Origin of the sequence: Frateuria sp. GZRR33 (assembly GCF_051900425.1) — a bacterium.
GTDB lineage: Bacteria > Pseudomonadota > Gammaproteobacteria > Xanthomonadales > Rhodanobacteraceae > Frateuria_A.
In genome coordinates this window covers 328,128-348,774 of record NZ_JBHZGK010000002.1, presented here as the reverse complement: position 1 = coordinate 348,774, position 20,647 = coordinate 328,128, and the positions used below count along the sequence as shown (strand labels likewise).

Here is a 20,647-nt window from a genome sequence, read left to right as displayed (position 1 = left end):
GCTTACGCTCAGGTCTTGTTGGTGAGGAACTGCAGCATCTGGTCGGCCGCGGAGATCGCCTTGGAGTTCATCTCGTAGGTCCGCTGCGTCTCGATCATGTCGACCATCTGCTCGACGACGTTGACGTTGGACGACTCCAGCGCGCCCTGCGCCAGCGTGCCCAGGCCGTTGAGGCCCGGCTGGCCGATCTGCGGCGAGCCGCTCGAGGCGGTTTCCAGGTACAGGTTGTCGCCGTTGGGCTGCAGGCCTGCAGGATTGATGAAGTCGGCCAGCTGCACGGTGCCGACCTGCTGCGGCGCGGCCTGGCCGGGCAGCGTGATGCTGACCGTGCCGTCGCTGCCGATGGTGATCGACTGGGCGTTGGCCGGGATGGTGATCGCCGGATCGACCGCATAGCCGTTGGCGGTGACCACCTGGCCGTTCTGGTCCATGTGCAGCGAGCCGTCGCGGGTGTAGGCGATGGTGCCGTCGGGCTGGGTCACCTGCAGGAAGCCGCGGCCCTGGATCGCCAGGTCCAGCGAGTTGCCGGTCTGTTCGATGTTGCCCTGGGTGAACAGCTTCTCGTTGCCGACCACGCGCACGCCGGTGCCCAGCATCAGGCCGGACGGGGCGTTGGTCTGCTCGGTGGTCTGGCCGCCGGGCTGGCGCAGGTTCTGGTAGACCAGATCCTGGAACGAGGCGCGCGAGCTCTTGAAGCCGGTGGTGTTGGCGTTGGCGAGGTTGTGCGAGACCACGTCCATGCGCGTCTGCTGCGCATCCAGACCGGTCTTGGCGACCCACAGGGAAGAGAACATGGTTGTCTCCTAATCGATCAGGTGAGCGACAGCAGGCGGGTCGCCGACTGCGCGTTGTCGTCGGCGTTCTTGATCGCCTTGACCTGGAGTTCGTACTGGCGCGAAAGCTCGATCATCTGCACCAGCGTCTGCGACGGATTGACGTTGCTCGACTCGAGCACGCCGGACTTGATGCCCACCGCCGGATCGGTCGGCGCGGTGGCGCCGCCGGCCAGGTGCATCAGGCCGTCGCTGCCCAGCGCGAGCTGGTTCGCCGGCGGGTTGACCAGCTTCAGGCGGCCGACCGAGGCGATCGTTTCCGGACCCTGGCCCGTCGGCACCACCGAGACCGTGCCGTCGTTGCCGATGCTCACCTGGGTCGCGGGCGGCAGGCTGATCGGGCCGCCGTCGCCGAGCACCAAATTGCCGCGCGAGTCCGTCAGCAGGCCGTCGGGGGTCAACTGCAGGTTGCCCGCGCGGGTGTAGGCCTCGCTGCCGTCCGCCGCCTGCACCGCGATCCAGCCCTCGCCCTGCACCGCGACGTCGAGCTCGCGGCCGGTCTGGATCTCGGCGCCCGAGCGCAGGTCCACGCCCTCGCCCTGCGCCACGCCGTTGATCCGCGTGGGCATGCCCGGGCCCTGCACCGGCAGCGCCTGGAAGGCCGACATCTGCGCCTTGAAGCCGACGGTGTCGGCGTTGGCGAGGTTGTGCGCCACTTCGGTCTGCGCCCGCATCATCTGCGTGGCGCCGGTCATGGCGACGTAAAGCGAACGATCCATGCGAGGCCTCGGACGTCAGCGTCAGTTGCGGATGTTGATGATGGTCTGGGTCAGCTTGTCGTCGGTGGAGATCACCTGCGCGTTCGCCTGGTAGTTGCGCTGCGCCTTGATCATGTTCACCAGCTGCGCGGTGAGGTCCGCGGTGTTGGACGCTTCCAGCGCGCCGGACTGCACGGCGCCGAAGGTGCCTTGGCCCGCCACGCCCATGATCGCGGTGCCGGAATCGAACGAGGCCGCCCAGCCGGTGTTGTCGAGCTGGCGCAGGCCCTGCAGGTTGTTGAAGTTGGCCAGCGCGAGCTGGCCCAGCGAGACGGCCTGGCCATTGGAGTACTTCGCCTGCACCACGCCTTCGCTGGACACGTCGATGCCCGAGAGCGTGCCGCTGGGGTAGCCGTCCTGGTTGATCGAGCTCAGCGCGTAGGCGTTGCCGAACTGGGTGACCTTGTTGACGTCGATCGACAGCGTCAGCGGATCGGCGCCGGGGGTCACCGCCAGCGCGGGGAAGTTGAGCTTGCCACCGGCCGGGGTGGCGAGCGCGCCACTGGTGTTGAAGGAAAGGGTCTGCGGTGCGCCGGCCGAGACGCCATCGACGTACAGGTAGGCGTTCCACGTATTCGGCGCGGCGCCCTTGACGTAATAGACGGTGCCGTTGTGGGTGGCGCCGAGCGAATCGTAGGCGGTGAACGGCGTGGCCTGGTTGTAGCTGAGCGCGTCGGTCGGGTTGAACGGCGTGGTGGTCGGCGCGGTCGCATCGGACGGCAGGTTGAGCGACATCTCGACGTTGCCGGTGGCCTTGGCCGCGCTCTGCGCGTTGGTCAGTTGCAGGTCGACCATGGTGCTGGTGTCGAAGCCGTTGCCGGCCGGCGGGAACACCTGCAGGTGTTGTCCGCTGGTGTTGACCACGTAGCCGTTGTTGTCCTGGTTGAAGGCGCCGGCGCGCGTGTAGGAGTAGCCCTTGCCGTCACGCATGGTGAAGAAGCCGTCGCCGCTGATCGCGAAGTCCAGGCTGTTGCCGGTGTTCTCCACGTTGCCGGCGGCGAACTGCTGCGCCACGTCGGCCAGCCGCACGCCGCTGCCGATGGCGGTCGCCGAGAGGTTGCGCCCGGCCGAGTTGTAGAGCTCGGCGAACTCTGCGCGCGAGCCCTTGAAGCCGGTCGTGCCGGTATTGGCGATGTTGTTGGCGGTGACCTCGAGGTCCTTGGAGGCCGCGTTCAGGCCGCTCAGCGCGATATTGAAAGCCATCGGTGTTTCCCCTGATGAATTAGTTGACGCGCGCGACCTGGCTCAGCAGCACGCCGCCGAAACCGTCCACGTCGAGATAGGCGCCATCGGCGCTGGTCATGCCCACGCCGGCGACCTTGCCGGTGACATAGGTGGCCACCGCGGTGTTGCCGGTCTGCGCAGCCAGGCCGTAGGTGCCCGGGGGCAGCGGCTGGCCGTCGTTGCCGGTGCCGTCCCAGTGGAAATCGGTGAGGCCTGCGGTCTGCGTGCCCAGGTCGATCGTGCGAACCACGTTGCCGGCGTTGTCCACGATCTGCACCAGCGTGCGGCCGCCGCCGTCCGGCACGTTGACCGCGCCATCGAGGCTGCCGCCCTGCAGGCGACCGACCGGCGACGGCACGGTGACGTCGCGGCCGACCATGCTGGAGGCCTGCAGCAACTGGTTGCCCTGCATCGACTGCGCGAGCGCGTCGAAGGAGGTCTGCAGGTTCTGCGTGGCCGATACCTGGTTGATCTGCGCGAGCTGGCTGACCATCTGCGAGGAATCCATCGGCTGGGTCGGGTCCTGATTGCGCATCTGCTGGATCAGCAGGCTCAGGAAATCGGACTGGCTCAGCGTCTTGGTCTGGCCGAGTGCGCTGGCTGCGCCGGCGGCGCTGCTGGAATTGATGGCGAGGTCGCTCATGGCCGCTCCTTACTTCCCGAGGTCCAGCGTCTTCTGCATCAGTTGGCGCGCGGTGTTCATCACCTCGACGTTGTTCTGGTAGGAGCGCGAGGCGGAAATCATGTTGACCAGCTCGTCCACCGGGTTGACGTTGCTCTGGTAGACGTAGCCGTCGGCATCGGCGAGCGGGTTGCCCGGCTCGTAGCGGCTGGTGATGGCGTTGGGGCTTTCGGTGACGCCGAGCACCTTGACGCCGTCGCTGCCGGCGTCGGCCGGCTGGCCGTTCAGCCCATTGCGGATCGCGGCGAACAGCGGCTCCTTGGCGCGGTAGGCGGCGTCAGGCGAGCTGGCCACGCTGTCGGCGTTGGCCAGGTTGCTGGCCACGGTGTTGAGCCGGGTGGACTGCGCCGCCATGCCGGAGCCGGCGACGTTGAAGACATTGAACAGCGACATCAGCCCTGGCCTCCGGTGATCGCGGTCCGCAGCATGCGGATCTGCGCGGTGATGAAGGCCATGCTCGCCTGGTAGTGGACGCTGTTGGCGGCGAAGGCGGCCTGCTCCTGCTGCGCGTCGACGGTGTTGCCGTCCATGCTCGGCTGGGTCGGTACGCGGTAGGCGAGCGTGTCGCGGGCCTGGGCGACCGGATCGATCTGGCCGGCGGTCGGCGCGGCCAGCGGCAGGCTGCCGTCGCCGCTGCTGCCGGCAGCGGCGAGCGCCTTGCGGAAGTCGACGTCGCGCGCGAGGTAGCCGGGCGTGTCGGCGTTGGCCAGGTTGCTGGCCAGCACTTCGGTGCGGCGCTGCCACAGCGCAAGCGCGCCGGTGTGCATGCCGAACAGGTTGTCGATGGATTGGCTCATCGCTTGCCTCCGCGCGGTCGATGTGTCCGCACGGGGCTGGAGGCAAGTTGTGTGCCATGGGGGCGCGAAGCCTTGCTGGAGCTGGCCTGGCGCGTTGAGCCGGATTTTCGTTTACGGGCAGAGTCGGATTTCCGACACCCACGTGTACCCCCTGTAGGAGCGCACTTGGGCGCGACCGCCGTGCACCCGGGTCGCGCCCAAGTGCGCTCCTACAGGGAGAGTCAGCCTTCGCCCTCTTGTGGCAGCAGGTCGATCACCGCCTGCGCCAGCAGGTCCGGCTGGAACTTGGCGATGAAGCGGTCGGCATTGACCTCGCGCACTATCGCTTCGTTGAACAGGCCGCTCAGCGAGCTGTGCAGCACGACCTTGAGCCGCCGCAGCGTGGGCGTTTCGCGGATAGCGCGGGTCAGCGCGTAACCGTCCAGCCGCGGCATTTCGATGTCCGACACCACCAAATTGACGCCCTCCTCCGGCTCCCCTTCGGCCAGCTCGGTGAGGCGGTCGAGCGCCTCGCGGCCATCCTGAGCCACCACGCACTCGATGTTCATCTGCTGGAAGATGCTGATCAGCCGGCGGCGCGCGACCACCGAGTCGTCCGCCACCAGCACGCGGCGCGGACGCAGCGTGTGCGCGCCGGCAGCCCGCTGCATCTGGGTGGAAAGCTCGCCGGGCGCACCATCGATGCTCGCCAGCACGTGCTCCACGTCCACCACCGCCACCAGCGCGCCGTTGATGCGGGTCACCGCGTTGACGCGCGGGCCGAAGCCGAGCGCGGCGCTGGGCGCGACCAGCGACTCGCCCTCGCAATGGACCATGTTCTTCAGGTCCGACACCAGGAAGCCCTGCACGGTGCGGCTGAACTCGGTGACCATCAGGTGCGCGGAGGGCTCCTCGATCAGCGCCGGATAGCCCAGTGCCGCGGCCAGGTCGATCACCGGGATGGTCTGCCCGCGGTAGTCGCAACTGCCGGCGATCAGCGCGTGCGCACCGGGCATGCGTTCCAGCGGCGGCCGGCGAAGCACCTCGCGCACCTTGAACACGTTGATGCCAAACAACTGCGCGTCGCCCAGGCGGAACAGCAGCATCGCCACCCGGTTGTGCCCGGCCAGGCGGGTCTGGCGTTCGACGTTTTCCAGCAGCGCGCCGGCCATGCATGTCTCCAGCAAAGTAAGGACTAGGCCCCCGCGTATCGGCCGCCTGTCCCGGCGCTTGAGGTCGTCTCTCGATGCGCGCATCCCACCCGCGTCTTCCCCCGTTCCACGGGGAAGGTGCCGACAGGCGGATGGGGGCGCTCCTGGGCGGGTTGTCCGGTGAGCTCCCCGCAAGACTTCCCCCATCCGCCCTTCGGGCACCTTCCCCCGCCCGCGGGGGAAGGAACAGAGCGGCGCTTCCACACAGGCGGGGACGCAAAGTCGGCACTGGCACACGCATTGCTTGTTCAAGTTTCGACGCATCCAGACGATGTCATGAACATTCATCCGCAGGAACCGCAATCCACATGAGCCTGATCCGTAGCCAGTCCCTGGCCGCGCTGGTCCAAGCGGCCGCCGCTGGCGACGAGGCCCGCCTCGCGCAGTTGTCGCACCAGCACCCGGCGGTCGCCCGCGCGCTGGCCCCGCTGCTGGCCCGCCTGGACGCCGGCCAGCCGTCGGTGCTGGCGCTGCAGACCCTGGAACAGCAGGGCCTGGTGCTGGCCGCCGCGCAATTGCTGGGGCGCGAACAGTCGTCGCTGGACAAGGCCACCCAGGAAAGCCGCGACGGCGTCGGCCGCTTGACGGACGCCAGCGCCGGAATCTCGACGGCCCTGCAGCAGGTCGCCACCGCCTTGACGCAGGTCGAGCAGGCGCGCCAGACCGGCAGCGCCGGCGTCAGCGAGCTGGATGGCCAGCTGCGCCTGCTGCGCAGCGCACTGTCGGCGATGAACCGCAACCAGGCCCGCCTGGCCGAGCAGGTCGAGCAGATCCGCAAGCTCACCGGCGTGGTGCAGGAAATCGCCCACCAGACCAATCTGGTCGCACTGAACGCGGCGATCGAAGCGGCGCGCGCCGGCGAAGCCGGGCGCGGGTTCGCCGTGGTCGCCGACGAGGTCAAGCAGCTCGCCGAGAAGACCACCCAGGCGACCACCGAGATCGAAACGGTCACCGGCTCCATCGGTGACTTCTCGCGGCAGCTCGACGTCGACGTGCAGCAGGGCATGCAGCGCCTGGAGCACGCACAGTCCGGCGTCAGCCAGGCCAACGGCGCGATGGGCAAGAGCGCCGAGGCGCTTGCCGGCGCCAGCGAGAAGGTCGCCCAGTTGCGCCAGGGCCAGGACGTGCAGCAGGCCCGCGCGGCTGCTGCGCAGGCGGCGCTCGGCGCGTTGCAGCGCCGCAGCACCGAAGCGCGCCGGCAGAGCGAGGCGCTCAGCCGCGCCGCGCTGCTCGCCCACCGTCTGGCGCTGGGCTGGCTGGAACAGGAAGCCGGCAACGACCCGGCGAGCCTCAGCCTGGCCGTGCGCGAATCGGCCCAGGGCCTCCGCCAGGCGACCGACCTGGCGCTGCTCGAACCGGGCGCGCTCGACCGCCGCTGGTTCGACACCGACGCGCTGGACCGCACCGTGCGCCGCCTGGCCGCCCAGCACCCCGATCATCCCGCCGCCAACGCCCTCAGCGAAGCCGGCGCGCGCCTGTCCGAGCACGGCAATGCCTTCGTCGGCCTGCTCTGCAACGGCCAGGTCGAACAGGCCCAGCAGCTCAGCCAGCGGCTGGAATCCGAACGCGAGGCACTGGTCACTCAGCTCGCCGCCCTGCTGGCGGAGGCCTGATGGGCCTGGCGCGCCGCTGCCTGCTGCTCGCGCTGCTCGGGACGGTTCTGCCGGCCCTCGCCGCGCCGCTGTCGGAGGCGGACTTGCGCGCCCAGGCCGAGCGCTTCGTCGAACAGCAATACGCCGCGCCGGCCAGCCGGGTCGAGGTGGCCTCCGAGGCGCTGGACCCTCGCCTGCATATCGCCGACTGCGCCATGCCGCTCACCGCCAGCCTGCCCGGCGGTCTGCGCATGACGCCGCGGTTGAGCGTGTTGATGCGTTGCCCGACCGCCGATGGCTGGACCTTGCGCGTACCGGTGACGCTGAAGGTCTGGCGCCAGGTGCTGGTGGCCAACCGGCCGCTGATCCGCGGCGACGGCATCGTGGCGGCCGATGTGCGCAGCGAGGAGCGCGACGTCACCCGCCTGCCCTACGGCTACATCGGCGGCCTGGACCAGGTGGCCGAGCGCAGCCTGTCGCGCCCGGTCGCCGCCGGCAGCGTGCTCACGCCCGGCGCGTTGGGCGGACGGCAGACGGTACGCGCGGGCGACCACGTGCAGCTGGTGGCCGAACTGGACGGGATCGCCGTGCGTGCCGACGGCGTGGCGCTGGGCAGTGGCGACGCAGGGGCCCGCCTGCGGGTGCGCAACGGCAGCTCCGGCCGGGTGGTGGACGCGGTCGTGCGCGGCCCCGGCGTGGTCGTGGCGCTACCTTAGAACGGTCGCCGAAAACCGATGTTCCCGAAAGCACTAAAGTTTTCTCCAGCCCGGCCGATTCCCCAAGGGACAGGGCCTAACCGACTCGAGAAGGACCGATGAACACGACCATTTCCAACAACGGCTTGCCGCTCCTGCCCCAGGCACCCGGCAACCAGGCCAACGGTGCCGCCGCCGGCAGCAGCAACGCCGCGACCGACGCTCCCGCCAGCGTGCCGGGCAAGGACGACAGCGTCCGCCTGACCGACTCGGCGCGCGCGTTGCAGGATGCCGCCAAGGTGGATGGCCAGTCCGCGATCGACGCCAAGCGGGTGGAGAAGATCCGCCAGGCGATCGCCGACGGCAGCTACCAGGTCAATCCGGCCGCCATCGCCGACAAGATGATCGCGCTCGACGCGCAGATCGCCGGCCCGGCGAAGCCGTAACCGCACGTCATGAGCAAGCTGCTGCACCACGAGCTCGAAGCCGCGCTGGACGCGGTGGTGGAGGACCTGCACCGGGCCGCCACCGAGCTTTCGGCCGCCCTGGTCGCCGAGCGCGAAGCACTCGTCGGCGCCGATGCGGCCGCACTCGACCGCGCCGGCACGCGCAAGCAGGCGCTGATGCAGCGGCTGGAAGAACTGGACGCCGAACGCGTGCAGATGCTCAAGCTCGAGCCGAACGCAGCCGCGCGCACCGAGTCGCGCTGGCGCGAGGTGCTCGAGGTGATCCGCGGATGCCAGGAGATGAACCAGCGCAACGGCAGCCTCGTCAACCAGCGGCTGGCGCAGGTGCGCGAGGCGCTGGCCGTGCTGAGCGGCCAGGGCGGCGACGTGCGCAGCGTGTACGGACCCGGTGGCGAAGTGCGCACGGCCTTGCGCTCGCACCACCTGGCCTCGGCCTGACCGATACGAGTCCCACGGACACCGCGCCGCGAGGCCGGTGGCGATCCACCCCAGGCGGCCTAGCCCGCGAGTAGATCAAGACATGAGCGATACCGCCGTTTCCGCCCAGTCCCGCCTTGCCGGCAACCGCGACATCCCGCTGCCGGTGGTACGGGTGCCGATGCTGGACCAGAAACGCGAGCTGTTCGCCTACGAGGTGATGTTCCACCGCCACGCCGGCGACGAGCACGAGCTGATGCAGCGGGTGCTCTCGACCCTGGCCGATGGCGCGCTGACCCGGCTGGTGCGCGGCAACCGCACCTTCCTTACCCTTTCGCGCGAACTGCTGCTGGGCCAGACCGACGTGCTGGCGCACCAGCCGCGTTTCGGGGTGGTGCTGCAGCCGTCGATGGCCGACGACCCCGAACTGATGGACCGGCTCAACAAGATGGCCCAGCGTGGCTGCCTGTTGATGCTGGACGTCGGCGCGGCCGACCTGCATGGCTCGGTCGCGTTCGAGGCACTGCTGCAGATCGTGCAGTTCGTGCGGCTGGACGCCCGCGCGCTGTCCCCCGAGCAACTGCGCGAACGCGCGCAGCAGCTGCACGAGCGTGGCATCTGGGTGATCGCCGGCCAGGTCGACGACCACGCCACCTATCACCGCTGCCTGGAGCTTCCGCTGCAGGCGATCCAGGGCCGCTACCTGCTGATCCCCGACCAGGTGGAAGTGCCGGTGCTTTCGGCCAACCGCCTGTCGATGCTGCGCCTGATGCGCGAACTGCAGGAAAACAGCCCCGGCCCGGTGGAGCTCGGCGACATCATTCGCAACGACGCGATCCTTTCCTACAAGCTGCTCAGCTGCGTGAACTCGGCCTATTTCGGCCTGCCCAAGCAGCTCAAGTCCGTGCAGCAGGCGGCGATCTTCTTCGGCGTCACGCGCATGCGCAACTGGATCTACACCATGTCGCTCGGCGGCATGGACGACCGGCCGCCGGAGCTGTTGCGCACCGCGTTGATCCGCGCGCACATGTGCGAGCAGCTGGCTTCGCACATGCCGCGCCAGCAGAAAGAGATGGCTTTCACCGTCGGCCTGTTCTCCCTGCTGGACGTGCTGATGTGCGCGCCGATGGAGTTCGTGCTCGAACAGCTCCCGCTGGTGCCCGAAATCCGCGAGGCGCTGGTCGGCAACCGCGGTCCGTTCGGCCCGCTGCTGGAACAGATCCACGCGTGGGAAGCCGGCCAGCTGAGCGGCCAGGCCCAGCCCCAGCAGATCCAGCGAATGGCCGGCATCTACCTGGAAGCTACCCAGTGGGCGGACCAGGTGTACGCCTTCGCCGAGCCCAAGGCGCCGGCCGTCGCGGCCTGAGTCCCGCGGACGCGTCCCTCCTCGCCGGGGCCCCGAAAGGGGCCCTTTCCCGTCAGGGCCCAGGCTCCATCGCTGCACTGCCATCTGCAGGCCTTCGCGGGGCAAGGTTCCCGGACGAGGCGCCCTCCTTCGGTCCTTCCCCGCGCGTGGGGAAGGTGCCGACAGGCAGATGGGGCGCTCTTGAGCGGGACGCCCGGGCGAGCCTTTCGCAAGGCCTCCCCGTCCGTCCTTAGGGCACGTTCCCCCGTGAACGGGGGAAGGATTTCAGAATGGGGCGCTGCGCTTGCCGGAGCTTCCCGCGACCGCGGAGCGCCCGATCAATGCGCCCGGTCCGGCCGCCCCATCCGCCGGTGCAGCAAGACCACCACCAGCACGCCGGCGGCCGTCACCGCGAGCCAGCTCAACACGGGTGGCCAGTCACCGCCAAGCCAGGACGCGCACGACACCGCACCGATCGCCGTCACGCCCACGGCCGGCGCCAGCGCCACGTCGCCGACGCGCTGGCGGCGTTCCCACAGCAACAGGAACGCGCCCAGCGCGGCCAGCAGGATCGCGCCGAGACGACGCGCGACCGTGAACTCCGGCGGATCGGGCACGTCGGGCAGCACGTCGCTGAGCGAACGCTCGCCCACCTGCACCTGGTAGCCCTGGTCGTCCGCCTGGCTGGCCCGCACCAGCCGGTCGCCATCGAGGCGGGCGAAGATCGTGACCGGCTGCACCGGCACCGCCTGCCAGCTCACCCGTACGTCGCCCAGCCGCGGCGAGCCGGGGTCGACGCTGGTGGTGAGGTAGTCGTGATAGAGACTGAAGCTCGCGGCCAGGTTGGCCGGCAGGCGCGACGGGTCCGGCGCCACCGTTTCCGTGCCGGGCAGCGCGCGCACCAGCAGCGGTCCCAGCGCAAAGCCGCCGACCTGCACCTTGCCTGCCACCAGGCGCTGGCCCTGCAACGGCATGGTTTTCGGGTTGGCGTGCCCGCGCGGCTGCTTGAACCGGCCCGTGTCCTGCAGTTCATCCGACCAGTCCAGCTCGTAGTGCACGTCGTCGCCGACATGCACCTCGCGCCACTGGAACATTTCCACGCGGCGGGTAAGCACGGGCGTGGATACGGTCAGGTTGAAGTCCGCATCGTGCGGCGCCTCGATCACTTCCGGCGTGCCCGAAACCAGCACCATGCTGCCGTGCTGTCCCGGTTGCGGCCCGCCCGAGCCGACCTGGACCACGTCGCCGCCGTGGCGCGCCGCGGCCAGGTGATGCAGCAGCAGGCCGCGCTCTGTGACCGCCGCCAGTCCCAGGCCCGCAATCAGCAGCACGGCGCCGATGCCGCGCAGCAGCAGAGCCCGCGTGCCGACCCGCAGGTGGCGCCTCACCCCATCGCCCCGGCAGGCTGGCCACGCAGCCTCGCCTGTTCGTCCGTCGTGCCGAAGCGGCCGCGGTCATCGCGGGTCACCCTGGCCAGGGCGCAGGCGTGGTCATGGGTGAAGAACAGCCGAACGCCGCGCGCGAGCTTGTCTTCGAGGAAGCCGCGTTTCTCGTCGATCAGGGTCTCCGGCGCGCGGTCGTAACCCATGGTGATCGGCAGGTGCACCCAGGGCCGGCCCGGGATCAGGTCCGCGCAGAACACCACGCCGCCGACCTCGGACAGCATCAGCCCGGGCGTGTGGCCGTCGGAAAAGTGGAAGCGCACCGATTCGCCGAGCGCCTTCGAGTGCGGTCCTTCGACCAGCTCCAGCCGGCCGCTGGCTTCCAGCAGCCCGGCCAGTTCGGGAATGAACGAGGCGCGGTCGCGCGGGTGCGGCGACTGCGCGCGGCGCCAGTGCTCGGCACCAACGATGAAAGTGGCGTTGGGGAACAGCAGCCGCGGCGGCTGCCCTTCCGCCCACGGCGCCAGCAGGCCGCCGGCGTGGTCGAAGTGAAGATGGGAGAGGACCACCGCATCGATGTCCTCGTGCGAGAGGCCGGCTTCGGCCAGCGACTCGAGCAGCACGTGGCGGTCCTCGACCACGCCATAGCGCTCGCGCAGCTTCGGCTCGAAAAAGGCCCCGATACCGGTCTCGAACAGCACGTTGCGACCGTCCAGGTCCTTCACCAGCAGGCAGCGGCAGGCCAGCGGGATGCGGTTCTCCGCGTCCGGCTCGATCCAGCGCGCCCACATGGCCCGCGGCGCGTTGCCGAACATCGCCCCGCCGTCGAGTTTCTGGGTGTTGCCCTCAAGGGACCACAGCTGCATGACACGTCCCCTGTCCAAGGATGCTTCCCCGGATTCTACGCAGGGGGGGCACTGCTGTCTGCCGGGGGCGATGGTGGGGCGCAAGGCAAAGGCGCCCCCCCTTCCGCCTCCGGGCACCTTCCCCCGTTGAACGGGGGAAGGTGCCGACAGGCGGATGGGGGAAGCCTTGCGGGGAAGTGCGACCTACTGCACCTTGCCCAATCCCGAGGGCCGCCGCGGATCGCTGGCCGCCTGGAGCGTGTTGCTGCGGTGGTCCCAGGTGACCACGTTCATGAAGCCCCAGGGATCACGCGGGTGCAGCGTGTAGCCCATGCGCTCGAGCTCTTTCGTGGTGGCCGGGTCGAACACGCCCTGCTCCACGTCCACGCGATCGGGCAGGAACTGGTGGTGGTAGCGCTTCTGGGCAACGATGGCGCCGGCGTCCTTGCCGTCGATGAAGGCGAGGATGCCTTCGAGCACCTGGGTGATGATGGTCGAACCACCAGGCGAGCCGATCACCGCGGTGCGGTCCTGACCGATCACCAGGCTGGGCGACATCGAGGAAAGCATGCGCTTGCCGCCGACCGGCGCGTTGGCCTTGCTGCCGAGCAGGCCGTAGACGTTGGGCTTGCCCGGCACCAGGGCGAAGTCGTCCATCTCGTCGTTGAGCAGCACGCCGGTGCCGGCGGCGACGAAGGTGGAACCGAGCGTGTAGTTCACCGTCGAGGTGACGGCGATCATGTTGCCGTCCTTGTCGATGATCGAGAAATGCGTGGTGTGCGGACCGGGGTCGGAGGCGCCGGTGTGCGGCAGCATCGAGGAGGGCGTGGCCCTGTCCGGCAGGATGCTCTGGCGCAGGCCGTCGGCGTAGAACGGCGACAGCAGCATGTCCAGCGGCATCTTCACGAAATCCGGATCGCCGAGGTAATCGTTGTGGTCGCGGAAGGCGCGGCGCATCGCCTCGACCACGTAGTGCACGCGATGGGCGCGGTCGAGCTTGTCCATGTCCACGCCGCGCAGGATGTTGAGGATCTCGGCGATCGCCACGCCGCCGGAAGACGGCGGCGGCGCGGTGACGATGCGGTAGCCGCGGTAGTCCACGCTGATCGGCGCACGTTCCTTGACCTGGTAGCCGGCCAGGTCCGCCTCGGTCCAGTTGCCGCCGGCCGCGCGCACGGCGGCCACCAGCTTCCTGGCCACTTCACCCTGATAGAAGCCGTCGCGCCCCTCTTTGGCGAGGATCTCGAGCGTGCGTGCCTGGTCCGGGTCGCGCCAGAGCGTGCCTTCGACGGGCGGCTTGCCTTCGACGAAATACTTCGCCTCGGAGGCGGGCCAGCGCTTCAGATCGTCTGCACGCTCGGCGATCGCGTTGCGCAGGCGGCTGTCCGGCTTGAAGCCGTCACGTGCGGTGCGGATCGCCGGCGCCAGCGAGGCCGACAGCGGGAGCTTGCCGTAGTGCCGGGAGAGCCAGGCCAGGCCTGCCGGCTCGCCCGGAATGCCGGCCGAAAGTGGACCGTTCAGCGCCGCGTCGCGGTTGGGCGAGCCATCAGGATTGACGTAATCCTTGGCATCCACCGCCGCCGGCGCCACTTCGCGCGCGTCGATGAACACCTCGCGCCCGTCCGAGGCGCGCCGCAGCACGGCCATGAAACCGCCGCCCAGTCCCGAACTCTCCGGCTCGACCACCGACAGCGTGGACGCTACCGCCACCGCCGCGTCGAACGCGTTGCCGCCCCTGGCCAGTACTTCCAGGCCAGCGTTGGTGGCCAGGAAGTTGGCGCTGGCGATCGCGGCATGGCCGGGTTTCGGTGTTGCCGTGGTGGCGGGAGCGACGGGGTGCGCCTGGTGCGGCGGATCCGTTGCGAAGGCGGCGGTACTGGTCAGCAACAGGCTCAGCAACAGGGCTCGCCAACGCAGGGACAGACTCATGCCGTGGTCTCCTTGGCCATCAACTGGCGGTATTTCAGTTCGAGTTGCTCGCGCGTCTCGGCATGGCCCGGATCGAGGATGATGCATTCGACCGGACAGACGACCATGCACTGCGGTTCGTCATGGTGGCCCACGCATTCGGTGCACAGGGCCGGATCGATGACGTAATAGTCCTCGCCCATCGAAATGGCCTTGTTGGGGCACGCGGGCTCGCAGACGTCGCAGTTGACGCAGGTGTCGAGGATCTTCAGGGACATGGCGTCAATGGTAGCGCGGCGCGGCCATCCGTACCCGGGAAATCCCGTTCCGCGACACGCGCAGGGTGGGCTTCAGCCCACCTGGGGTTACACCGCGGCATGGGGTGGTGGGCTGAAGCCCACCCTACGTACCCGCAAACGAAAACGCCCGCGACACCTTGCGGCATCGCGGGCGTATCGAGCGCGTTGGCGCGTGGCTTACATCGCCACGAAGCGTACGGTCGCGCCGGTCGGCTGCAGCGCGGTCATCACGCGATCCTTGTCGGCCTCATCGCCGATGAACAGCACGATCACGTCCTTGAACGAACCCGGCTTGGCGCCCGCGAAGGCGGCGGTCACGAAGTCGGCGGTCTTGGTCGAGTTCGGGCCGGCAAAGGCCAGCAGGTTGCCCGGCAGCACGCCGCGGGCGATGACGTCCTGCACGTTGCTCAGCTGGCGGTCGTACTTGGCCTTGGCATCCTCGTCGTCGCCGGCCGGCACCAGGTAGGCGTAGGGGCGCTCGGCGGTCATGCCCTGCATGTTGTTCTGCACGATCTGGCCCAGGTAGGCGTTCCAGGCCTGCGCATCGTTCGGATTGGTCGGCTTGGGCGCGGCAGCCTGCTGGGTGGTCTGCTGGGTGTCGTCCTGGTTGTTGCAGGCGGACAGGGCCAGGCTGCCGGCCAGGGCGAAGGTTGCGGCGATCAGGAACTTACGCATGGGTGTCTCCCTGTGAGTGAGTGTGGGTTTGTCGCCAGCGCTGCCGCATGGCCTGTTGCACTGCCGGATGCACGAAACCGGAAATATCGCCGCCGAGGCGACCGATCTCGCGCACCAGCGACGAGGAAATGAAGCTGTACTGCTCCGCGGGGGTCAGGAACAGCGTCTCCGCCTGCGGGATCAGGTGCCGGTTCATGCTCGCGAGCTGGAACTCGTATTCGAAGTCCGACACCGCGCGCAGCCCGCGGATGATCACGCCCGCGCCCATCTCGGTGACGAAATCGGCCAGCAGGCTGTTGAAGCCACGCACCTCCACGTTGGGGAGGTCGGCCAGCGCCAGCCGCGCCAGCGTGATGCGCTCGTCCAGGCTGAAGCCGGGCCCCTTGCCCGAACTCTCGGCCACCGCCACCACCACGCGCTCGAACAGCGGCGCGGCGCGCGACACCAGATCGGCGTGGCCGTTGGTGATCGGGTCGAAGGTGCCGGGATACACGGCCAGGCGCTTGTTGACCGGGGCTTTGTTCACGTAGGGGCTGCAGCGCGAGAGTGGCGGCTAGCTTAACGGAAGCTCCGGGCAGCGGCGATAGAGCGCGTGGCGCACCTCGCCCGCTTTCCCCTCGCGGTGCAGCGACCAGTTCGCCGGCAGTGCCCGCACCTGATCACGCGGCGACTCGACATAGATCCAGGCCTGCGGCGTGAGCCAGCCGCCCTGCTCCAGCCGCTGCGCGAGTACCGGCCACAGGCCTGCGGCGAAGGGCGGATCCAGGAACACCAGTCCGAAAGGCGTTGCCGCGCCGTCCAGGAAGGCCGCCGCATCGGCGGCAGTCACCGTGCCCTCGACCTTCAGCCGTGCGAGGTTGTCACGCAAAGCCTTGGCCGCGCGTGCGTCGCGTTCGACGAAGCGCACCGCGCCGGCACCGCGCGACAGCGCCTCGATGCCCAGCGCGCCGGTTCCGGCGCACAGGTCCAGCGCCTGCACGCCGGCGATCACCGGCGCCAGCCAGTTGAACAACGTCTCGCGCACGCGCTCCGGCGTCGGTCGCAGCCCCGGCAGGTCGGGCACGTCCAGCCGCGAATTCCGAAGGCTGCCTCCGATGATGCGGATACGGCCGGTCACGCCCAGACCCCCTTGCAGGAGCGATCCCTGTGCGCGACCGCCCTCTTTGTGCAGGCCGGCATCGGTCGTCCCCGTGGACGGCACGAGCGCGAACGGCCCTCAGCGGGCAGTCTGGTAGCGGGTGATAGCATCCGCGCATTGTCTTGGAAACGCCGCCGCAATGCTCAAATTCTGGAAGAAGAAACCCACCGAAACGACTTCGGAGCAGCCGGCCGAACAGGGTCAGACGCCGCCGGGCGACGCGCACGCCGCCGACGCGACCGCCCTGGACAACGCCAGCCCGGTGCTGGACGAAGCGCGCGCCGAACTTGTCCCCGAGGAACCGGCCGTCGTCGACGAGCCGCCGCCGCCTGCGACCGTGGCCGAAACCGCGCCGGCCAAACGCAGCTGGCGCGAGCGCCTTGCCGGCAGCGGCTTCGCCAAGGGCCTCAGCTCGCTGTTCGTGCGCCACCCGAAGCTCGACGACGACCTGCTCGACGAGCTCGAAACCCTGCTGATCACTGCCGACGTCGGCGTGGAGGCCAGCACCACCCTGGTCGAGGGCCTGCGCAAGCGCATGCACAAGCGCGAATTCGCCGATGCCGACGCGCTGCTGGCCGCGCTGCGCGAAGCGCTGGTGGCGATGCTGGTGCCGGTGCAGCAGCCGCTGGACATCAGTGGCCGCAAGCCCTTCGTCGTGCTCACCGTGGGCATCAACGGCGTGGGCAAGACCACCACGATCGGCAAGCTCGCGCGCCGCTGGCGCGACGAGGGCCGCCAGGTGCTGCTCGCCGCCGGTGACACCTTCCGTGCCGCCGCGGTGGCGCAGCTGAAGACCTGGGGCGAGCGCAACAACGTACCGGTGATCGCGCAGGGCCAGGACGCCGATGCGGCCAGCGTGATCTTCGATGCACTGCAGGCCGCCCGCTCGCGGAACGCCGACGTGCTCGTCGCCGACACCGCCGGCCGCCTGCACACGCAGGGCGGCTTGATGGACGAGCTGTCCAAGATCGCCCGCGTGCTCAAGAAGATCGATGCCGATGCGCCGCACGAAGTGCTCATGGTGATCGATGGCACCACCGGCCAGAACGCGATCAGCCAGCTGCGCCAGTTCCAGCAGATCGTGGGCGTGACCGGACTGGTAGTGACCAAGCTCGACGGCACCGCCAAGGGCGGCGTGGTGTTCGCGCTGGCGCGCGAGTTCGGCCTGCCGATCCGCTTCGTCGGCCTGGGCGAAAGCGCCACCGACCTGCGCCAGTTCGACGCGCGCGCCTTCGTCGACGGCCTGCTGCCGGCCACGCTGGCGCGGACCTGAGCGGCGGATGTCGCGGCGGCTGCGCATCGCGCTGCTGGGCCTGGCTGGCGTCCTCGTCGCCGGGCTGGTGGCGTTACTGGTCACCGTCTATCTGCTGCTGCAGCCTGAGCGCTTCACCGCGATGCTGCAGGAGCAGGCGCGCCAGGCCGGGCTCGAGCTCAGCCTGGCCAGTCCCGCCAGCCCCACCCTGTTCCCGCGCCCGGCGCTGGAACTCGAGGGGCTCACGCTCACCGCGCAGGGCGCGACCATGCCGATCCTGCTGGCCGCCAACGGCCGCCTGGCGCTGCCCTGGAGCACCCTGTTCGGCGGTCCGACGGTCATCTCCCGGCTGGAAATCGATGCGCCGCGCGTGGATCTGGACGCCCTGCAGGCCTGGCTTTCCGGCTTGCCTTCGGGCGGCACCGGCGCACCCAACATCCCGCGCATCGACACCGGCGTGCGCATCGCCCGTGGCACCATCGTCAGCGGCAACAAGCTGCTGCTGCGCGATTTCTCGCTCGACGCCGGCAATCTGCTTTCCGGCCAGCCGTTCCCGCTGGTGATCTCCGCCAAGGACGCCGGCGGCACGCCGATGCAGCTGCGCCTGACCGCCACCCCGCGCATCCAGGGCAACGCGCTGCAGCTCAACGACATCGACCTGAACTTCACGCGCGGCGTCGCGCTGGCGATGAATCTGACCGGCGAGGCGCACTGGCACGGCGCCGCCGATGCCGCGGCCACGCTCGCCGGCTCGCTGGACCACGCCGACGCGGGACGCTATGACATCTCGCTGCAGCTGACCCCCGCCAACCAGAGCGACCCGCTGTTGCTCGCGCTCAAGCTCGACGGCCCGGGCAACCACCTGGAGCTGCGCCTGCCGCCGCTGGGCGTGGCGCGCTGGTGGTCGCACATCGGCGACGAGGAAGGCCCGCGGCTGGGCGTGCCGCCCGGCAGCGGGCACGTGGATGCGGCGACGCTGGATGTGGCCGGCGTGCACGTCGAAGGCCTGCAGATGACATTGACGCCCGCGCCGGCTTCCAGCGCCGGCCCGCCGGCGGCCCCGGCCAGCAGCGACGCCCGATGAGTTCCGCCCTCGCCGCCGACCTGCTGCCCTGGTTCGACCGCCACGGGCGCCACGACCTCCCCTGGCAAGCCGCCGCACCGGACGGCTGCCGCGACGCCTATCGCGTGTGGTTGTCCGAGGTGATGCTGCAGCAGACGCAGGTCGCCACGGTCATCCCCTATTTCCTGCGTTTCACCGGCGCGCTGCCGACGCTGCGCGACCTTGCCGCGGCCGACGAAGACCGCGTGCTCGCGCTGTGGTCGGGCCTGGGCTACTACCGCCGCGCGCGCTTCCTGCATCGCGCCGCGCAGCTGTGCGTGGAGCACCACGGCGGCGAGCTGCCACGCGACTTCGACGCGCTCGCCGCGCTGCCCGGCATCGGCCGCTCCACCGCCGGTGCGATCCTCGCGCAGGCGCACGGCCTGCGCTTTGCGATCCTCGACGGCAACGTCAAGCGCGTGCTCACCCGCTACCACGGCATCGAAGGCCACCCGGGCCTGAGCGCGGTCGAGAAGCAATTGTGGGAGCGCGCCGAGGCGCACACGCCGCAGGAGCGCGTAGCCGACTACACGCAGGCGATCATGGACCTGGGTGCCACCGTCTGCGTGCGCTCGCGCCCGTTGTGCCCGGCCTGTCCGCTGGCCGGCGGCTGCATCGCGCGTCGCGAAGGCCGCACCGCGCAGCTGCCTACGCCCAAGCCCGGCAAGACGCTGCCCACGCGCGGCACCACGATGCTCGTGCTGCGCGACGCTCGGGGCCGCGTGCTGCTGGAGCGCCGCGGCCCCAACGGCGTGTGGTCGGGCCTGTGGAGCCTGCCCGAAGCAACCGGTCACGAAGCCGCCTGGCGCCTGGCGCAGACGCACGCGCAGCTGGACGACGCGCAAGCGCTCACGCCCTTTGTCCATGTCTTCAGCCATTACCGGCTGGAAGTCGAGCCGCTGCTGTTCGACGGCGCGACAGGCCATCCCTCGATCGCCGATAATGCATCGCTGCGCTGGTACGCCCGCGACGAGTGGACGGACCTCGGACTGCCCGCTCCTGTGCGGACCTTGCTGGAATCACTGAGCCGCGATCCCGCATGCTCCTCCTGAGCCACGCCCCTTCCGATAAGCCCTCCCGAGCGCAGGCCGCGGACGGACGTCGAGGGACATCCGCCAGACCACGCACCGCTTCAACTCCGCTTGCCGCGCCAGCTACCCTCGGCGCGAACGCCACTTGAGCAACACCGGAAAACGCCATGCCCCGCACCGTCCACTGCGCCAAGCTCGGCATCGATGCCGAAGGCCTCGACTTCGCCCCCTGGCCCGGCCCGCTCGGCCAGCGCGTCTACGAGCACGTATCGAAACAGGCCTGGCAACAATGGCTGGCCCACCAGACCATGCTGATCAACGAGTACCGCCTGAACCCGCTGGAAGCGAAGACCCGCCAGTTCCTCGGCGAGCAGATGGAGAACTACTTTTTCGGAGGCGACGTCGCCCAACCCGCCGGCTACGTCGCTCCCGACGAGCCTTGACGCCCGCCTTCGCATCCGCTTAAATGCGCGGCTCCACGCAGCACGCATTCAAGCGTGGAAACTCTTCCCGGCCGGGTAGCTCAGTTGGTAGAGCAGGGGATTGAAAATCCCCGTGTCGGCGGTTCGATTCCGTCCCCGGCCACCAGGTGTCCAAAGGGCCTGCAGAGATGCAGGCCCTTTTCTTTTGCCCGCCGGTTGCCGTTCGGAAGCAACGCCCTCCTCGCCACGCGTTTCAGGCCGCTCATTTCACATGGCTTTCACCGGTTTAGACCGAACTAGCGCGGCTAGGCAAAGGGAATCGGCTCGTGAATCACCGAACCTGGACGTGTCTGCTGGCTGGCGGAAACCATCACGGAAAGATCGTCAGCAAGGTCACGGATGCCTCCCTCACGTTCCCGCCCTCCTTGAACGTCGACGGCGAGCTCTATCACCCCATGACGATGACCTCCGCGACCAGCGCCGGGCCGGAGTGGACAGGATCGTGCGTCATGGCGCACTGCTACGCCACGCTTGAACAGGTCAACGACGCCCATCGGCTGCTCCTGCTGAGCTGAAGCGGCCGCCTGTACGGC

At 69.4% G+C, this 20,647-nt stretch carries 24 protein-coding genes and 1 tRNA gene; 11 read left to right on the top strand and 14 right to left on the bottom strand.

The window, feature by feature from the left end; all coding sequences use genetic code 11:
• Positions 1–8: 8 nt before the first annotated feature.
• The 7 genes from flgG to ACFWZU_RS03945 all read right to left on the bottom strand — a co-directional run bounded on the left by flgG (position 9) and on the right by ACFWZU_RS03945 (position 5,445).
• Positions 9–794, bottom strand: coding sequence for a flagellar basal-body rod protein FlgG (flgG, locus tag ACFWZU_RS03975; RefSeq protein ID WP_439700108.1), 786 nt, complete (start codon positions 792–794; stop codon positions 9–11).
• 17 nt (positions 795–811) lie between these two features.
• Positions 812–1,552: a flagellar basal-body rod protein FlgF gene (gene flgF / locus ACFWZU_RS03970; protein WP_439700107.1), complete on the bottom strand. Its 741-nt coding sequence runs from the start codon at positions 1,550–1,552 to the stop codon at positions 812–814.
• 21 nt (positions 1,553–1,573) lie between these two features.
• Positions 1,574–2,794 (bottom strand): flagellar hook protein FlgE, encoded by a 1,221-nt coding sequence (flgE, locus tag ACFWZU_RS03965; RefSeq protein ID WP_439700105.1) that lies wholly within the window; start codon positions 2,792–2,794, stop codon positions 1,574–1,576.
• Positions 2,795–2,813: 19 nt separating this feature from the next.
• Positions 2,814–3,458, bottom strand: a complete 645-nt coding sequence (locus ACFWZU_RS03960) for a flagellar hook assembly protein FlgD (protein ID WP_439700104.1) — start codon at positions 3,456–3,458, stop codon at positions 2,814–2,816.
• 9 nt (positions 3,459–3,467) lie between these two features.
• On the bottom strand, positions 3,468–3,890 hold the full coding sequence (gene flgC, locus ACFWZU_RS03955) for a flagellar basal body rod protein FlgC (RefSeq protein WP_439700103.1): 423 nt from the start codon (positions 3,888–3,890) through the stop codon (positions 3,468–3,470).
• A complete protein-coding gene (flgB, locus tag ACFWZU_RS03950; RefSeq protein ID WP_439700102.1) occupies positions 3,890–4,294 on the bottom strand; it encodes a flagellar basal body rod protein FlgB in 405 nt (134 codons plus the stop codon). Before flgB ends, flgC begins: the two co-directional genes overlap by 1 nt.
• A gap of 221 nt (positions 4,295–4,515) precedes the next feature.
• A complete protein-coding gene (locus tag ACFWZU_RS03945; protein WP_439700101.1) occupies positions 4,516–5,445 on the bottom strand; it encodes a chemotaxis protein in 930 nt (309 codons plus the stop codon).
• Positions 5,446–5,792: 347 nt separating this feature from the next.
• On the opposite strand from ACFWZU_RS03945, the gene ACFWZU_RS03940 reads away from it, so the two are divergent.
• From ACFWZU_RS03940 to ACFWZU_RS03920, 5 genes are all read left to right on the top strand, one after another.
• A complete protein-coding gene (locus ACFWZU_RS03940; RefSeq protein WP_439700100.1) occupies positions 5,793–7,097 on the top strand; it encodes a methyl-accepting chemotaxis protein in 1,305 nt (434 codons plus the stop codon).
• Positions 7,097–7,792: a flagellar basal body P-ring formation chaperone FlgA gene (gene flgA, locus ACFWZU_RS03935; RefSeq protein WP_439700099.1), complete on the top strand. Its 696-nt coding sequence runs from the start codon at positions 7,097–7,099 to the stop codon at positions 7,790–7,792. The genes ACFWZU_RS03940 and flgA overlap by 1 nt, the downstream gene beginning before the upstream one ends.
• Positions 7,793–7,890: 98 nt before the next feature.
• Positions 7,891–8,217: a flagellar biosynthesis anti-sigma factor FlgM gene (flgM, locus tag ACFWZU_RS03930; RefSeq protein ID WP_439700098.1), complete on the top strand. Its 327-nt coding sequence runs from the start codon at positions 7,891–7,893 to the stop codon at positions 8,215–8,217.
• Positions 8,218–8,226: 9 nt separating this feature from the next.
• Positions 8,227–8,676, top strand: a complete 450-nt coding sequence (locus ACFWZU_RS03925; RefSeq protein ID WP_439700096.1) for a flagella synthesis protein FlgN — start codon at positions 8,227–8,229, stop codon at positions 8,674–8,676.
• A gap of 82 nt (positions 8,677–8,758) precedes the next feature.
• The gene (locus tag ACFWZU_RS03920; RefSeq protein WP_439700094.1) at positions 8,759–10,021 is read left to right on the top strand and encodes an EAL and HDOD domain-containing protein; all 1,263 of its coding nucleotides are present in this window, start codon (positions 8,759–8,761) and stop codon (positions 10,019–10,021) included.
• Positions 10,022–10,338: 317 nt separating this feature from the next.
• Here ACFWZU_RS03920 and ACFWZU_RS03915 read toward each other — a convergent pair whose 3' ends face one another.
• From ACFWZU_RS03915 to rsmD, 7 genes are all read right to left on the bottom strand, one after another.
• Complete coding sequence (locus tag ACFWZU_RS03915) at positions 10,339–11,388, bottom strand: TMEM43 family protein (protein WP_439700093.1); 1,050 nt, start codon at positions 11,386–11,388, stop codon at positions 10,339–10,341.
• A complete protein-coding gene (locus tag ACFWZU_RS03910; protein WP_439700092.1) occupies positions 11,385–12,248 on the bottom strand; it encodes an MBL fold metallo-hydrolase in 864 nt (287 codons plus the stop codon). The genes ACFWZU_RS03915 and ACFWZU_RS03910 overlap by 4 nt, the downstream gene beginning before the upstream one ends.
• A 183-nt stretch (positions 12,249–12,431) precedes the next feature.
• Positions 12,432–14,156, bottom strand: a complete 1,725-nt coding sequence (gene ggt, locus ACFWZU_RS03905) for a gamma-glutamyltransferase (protein ID WP_439700091.1) — start codon at positions 14,154–14,156, stop codon at positions 12,432–12,434.
• Positions 14,153–14,413, bottom strand: coding sequence for a YfhL family 4Fe-4S dicluster ferredoxin (locus tag ACFWZU_RS03900; RefSeq protein ID WP_209615844.1), 261 nt, complete (start codon positions 14,411–14,413; stop codon positions 14,153–14,155). Before ACFWZU_RS03900 ends, ggt begins: the two co-directional genes overlap by 4 nt.
• A gap of 198 nt (positions 14,414–14,611) precedes the next feature.
• Positions 14,612–15,109 carry a hypothetical protein gene (locus tag ACFWZU_RS03895; RefSeq protein WP_439700090.1) on the bottom strand — a complete coding sequence of 166 codons (498 nt, stop codon included), beginning with the start codon at positions 15,107–15,109 and terminating at the stop codon, positions 14,612–14,614.
• Entirely contained in the window at positions 15,102–15,635 is a 534-nt protein-coding gene (coaD, locus tag ACFWZU_RS03890; RefSeq protein WP_439700089.1) for a pantetheine-phosphate adenylyltransferase, read from the bottom strand. Before coaD ends, ACFWZU_RS03895 begins: the two co-directional genes overlap by 8 nt.
• A gap of 27 nt (positions 15,636–15,662) precedes the next feature.
• Positions 15,663–16,232 (bottom strand): 16S rRNA (guanine(966)-N(2))-methyltransferase RsmD, encoded by a 570-nt coding sequence (rsmD, locus tag ACFWZU_RS03885; RefSeq protein ID WP_439700178.1) that lies wholly within the window; start codon positions 16,230–16,232, stop codon positions 15,663–15,665.
• 154 nt (positions 16,233–16,386) lie between these two features.
• Here rsmD and ftsY point away from each other — a divergent pair, with 154 nt between their 5' ends.
• From ftsY to ACFWZU_RS03855, 6 genes are all read left to right on the top strand, one after another.
• Positions 16,387–17,520 carry a signal recognition particle-docking protein FtsY gene (gene ftsY / locus ACFWZU_RS03880; protein WP_439700087.1) on the top strand — a complete coding sequence of 378 codons (1,134 nt, stop codon included), beginning with the start codon at positions 16,387–16,389 and terminating at the stop codon, positions 17,518–17,520.
• A gap of 7 nt (positions 17,521–17,527) precedes the next feature.
• Positions 17,528–18,583: an AsmA family protein gene (locus tag ACFWZU_RS03875; protein WP_439700086.1), complete on the top strand. Its 1,056-nt coding sequence runs from the start codon at positions 17,528–17,530 to the stop codon at positions 18,581–18,583.
• Positions 18,580–19,653 carry an A/G-specific adenine glycosylase gene (gene mutY, locus ACFWZU_RS03870; protein WP_439700085.1) on the top strand — a complete coding sequence of 358 codons (1,074 nt, stop codon included), beginning with the start codon at positions 18,580–18,582 and terminating at the stop codon, positions 19,651–19,653. Before ACFWZU_RS03875 ends, mutY begins: the two co-directional genes overlap by 4 nt.
• 146 nt (positions 19,654–19,799) lie before the next feature.
• Positions 19,800–20,075, top strand: a complete 276-nt coding sequence (locus ACFWZU_RS03865; protein WP_439700084.1) for an oxidative damage protection protein — start codon at positions 19,800–19,802, stop codon at positions 20,073–20,075.
• 69 nt (positions 20,076–20,144) lie between these two features.
• Positions 20,145–20,220 (top strand) — tRNA-Phe (locus ACFWZU_RS03860).
• Positions 20,221–20,380: 160 nt separating this feature from the next.
• Positions 20,381–20,629, top strand: coding sequence for a hypothetical protein (locus ACFWZU_RS03855; RefSeq protein WP_439700083.1), 249 nt, complete (start codon positions 20,381–20,383; stop codon positions 20,627–20,629).
• The last annotated feature ends 18 nt before the right edge of the window (positions 20,630–20,647 follow it).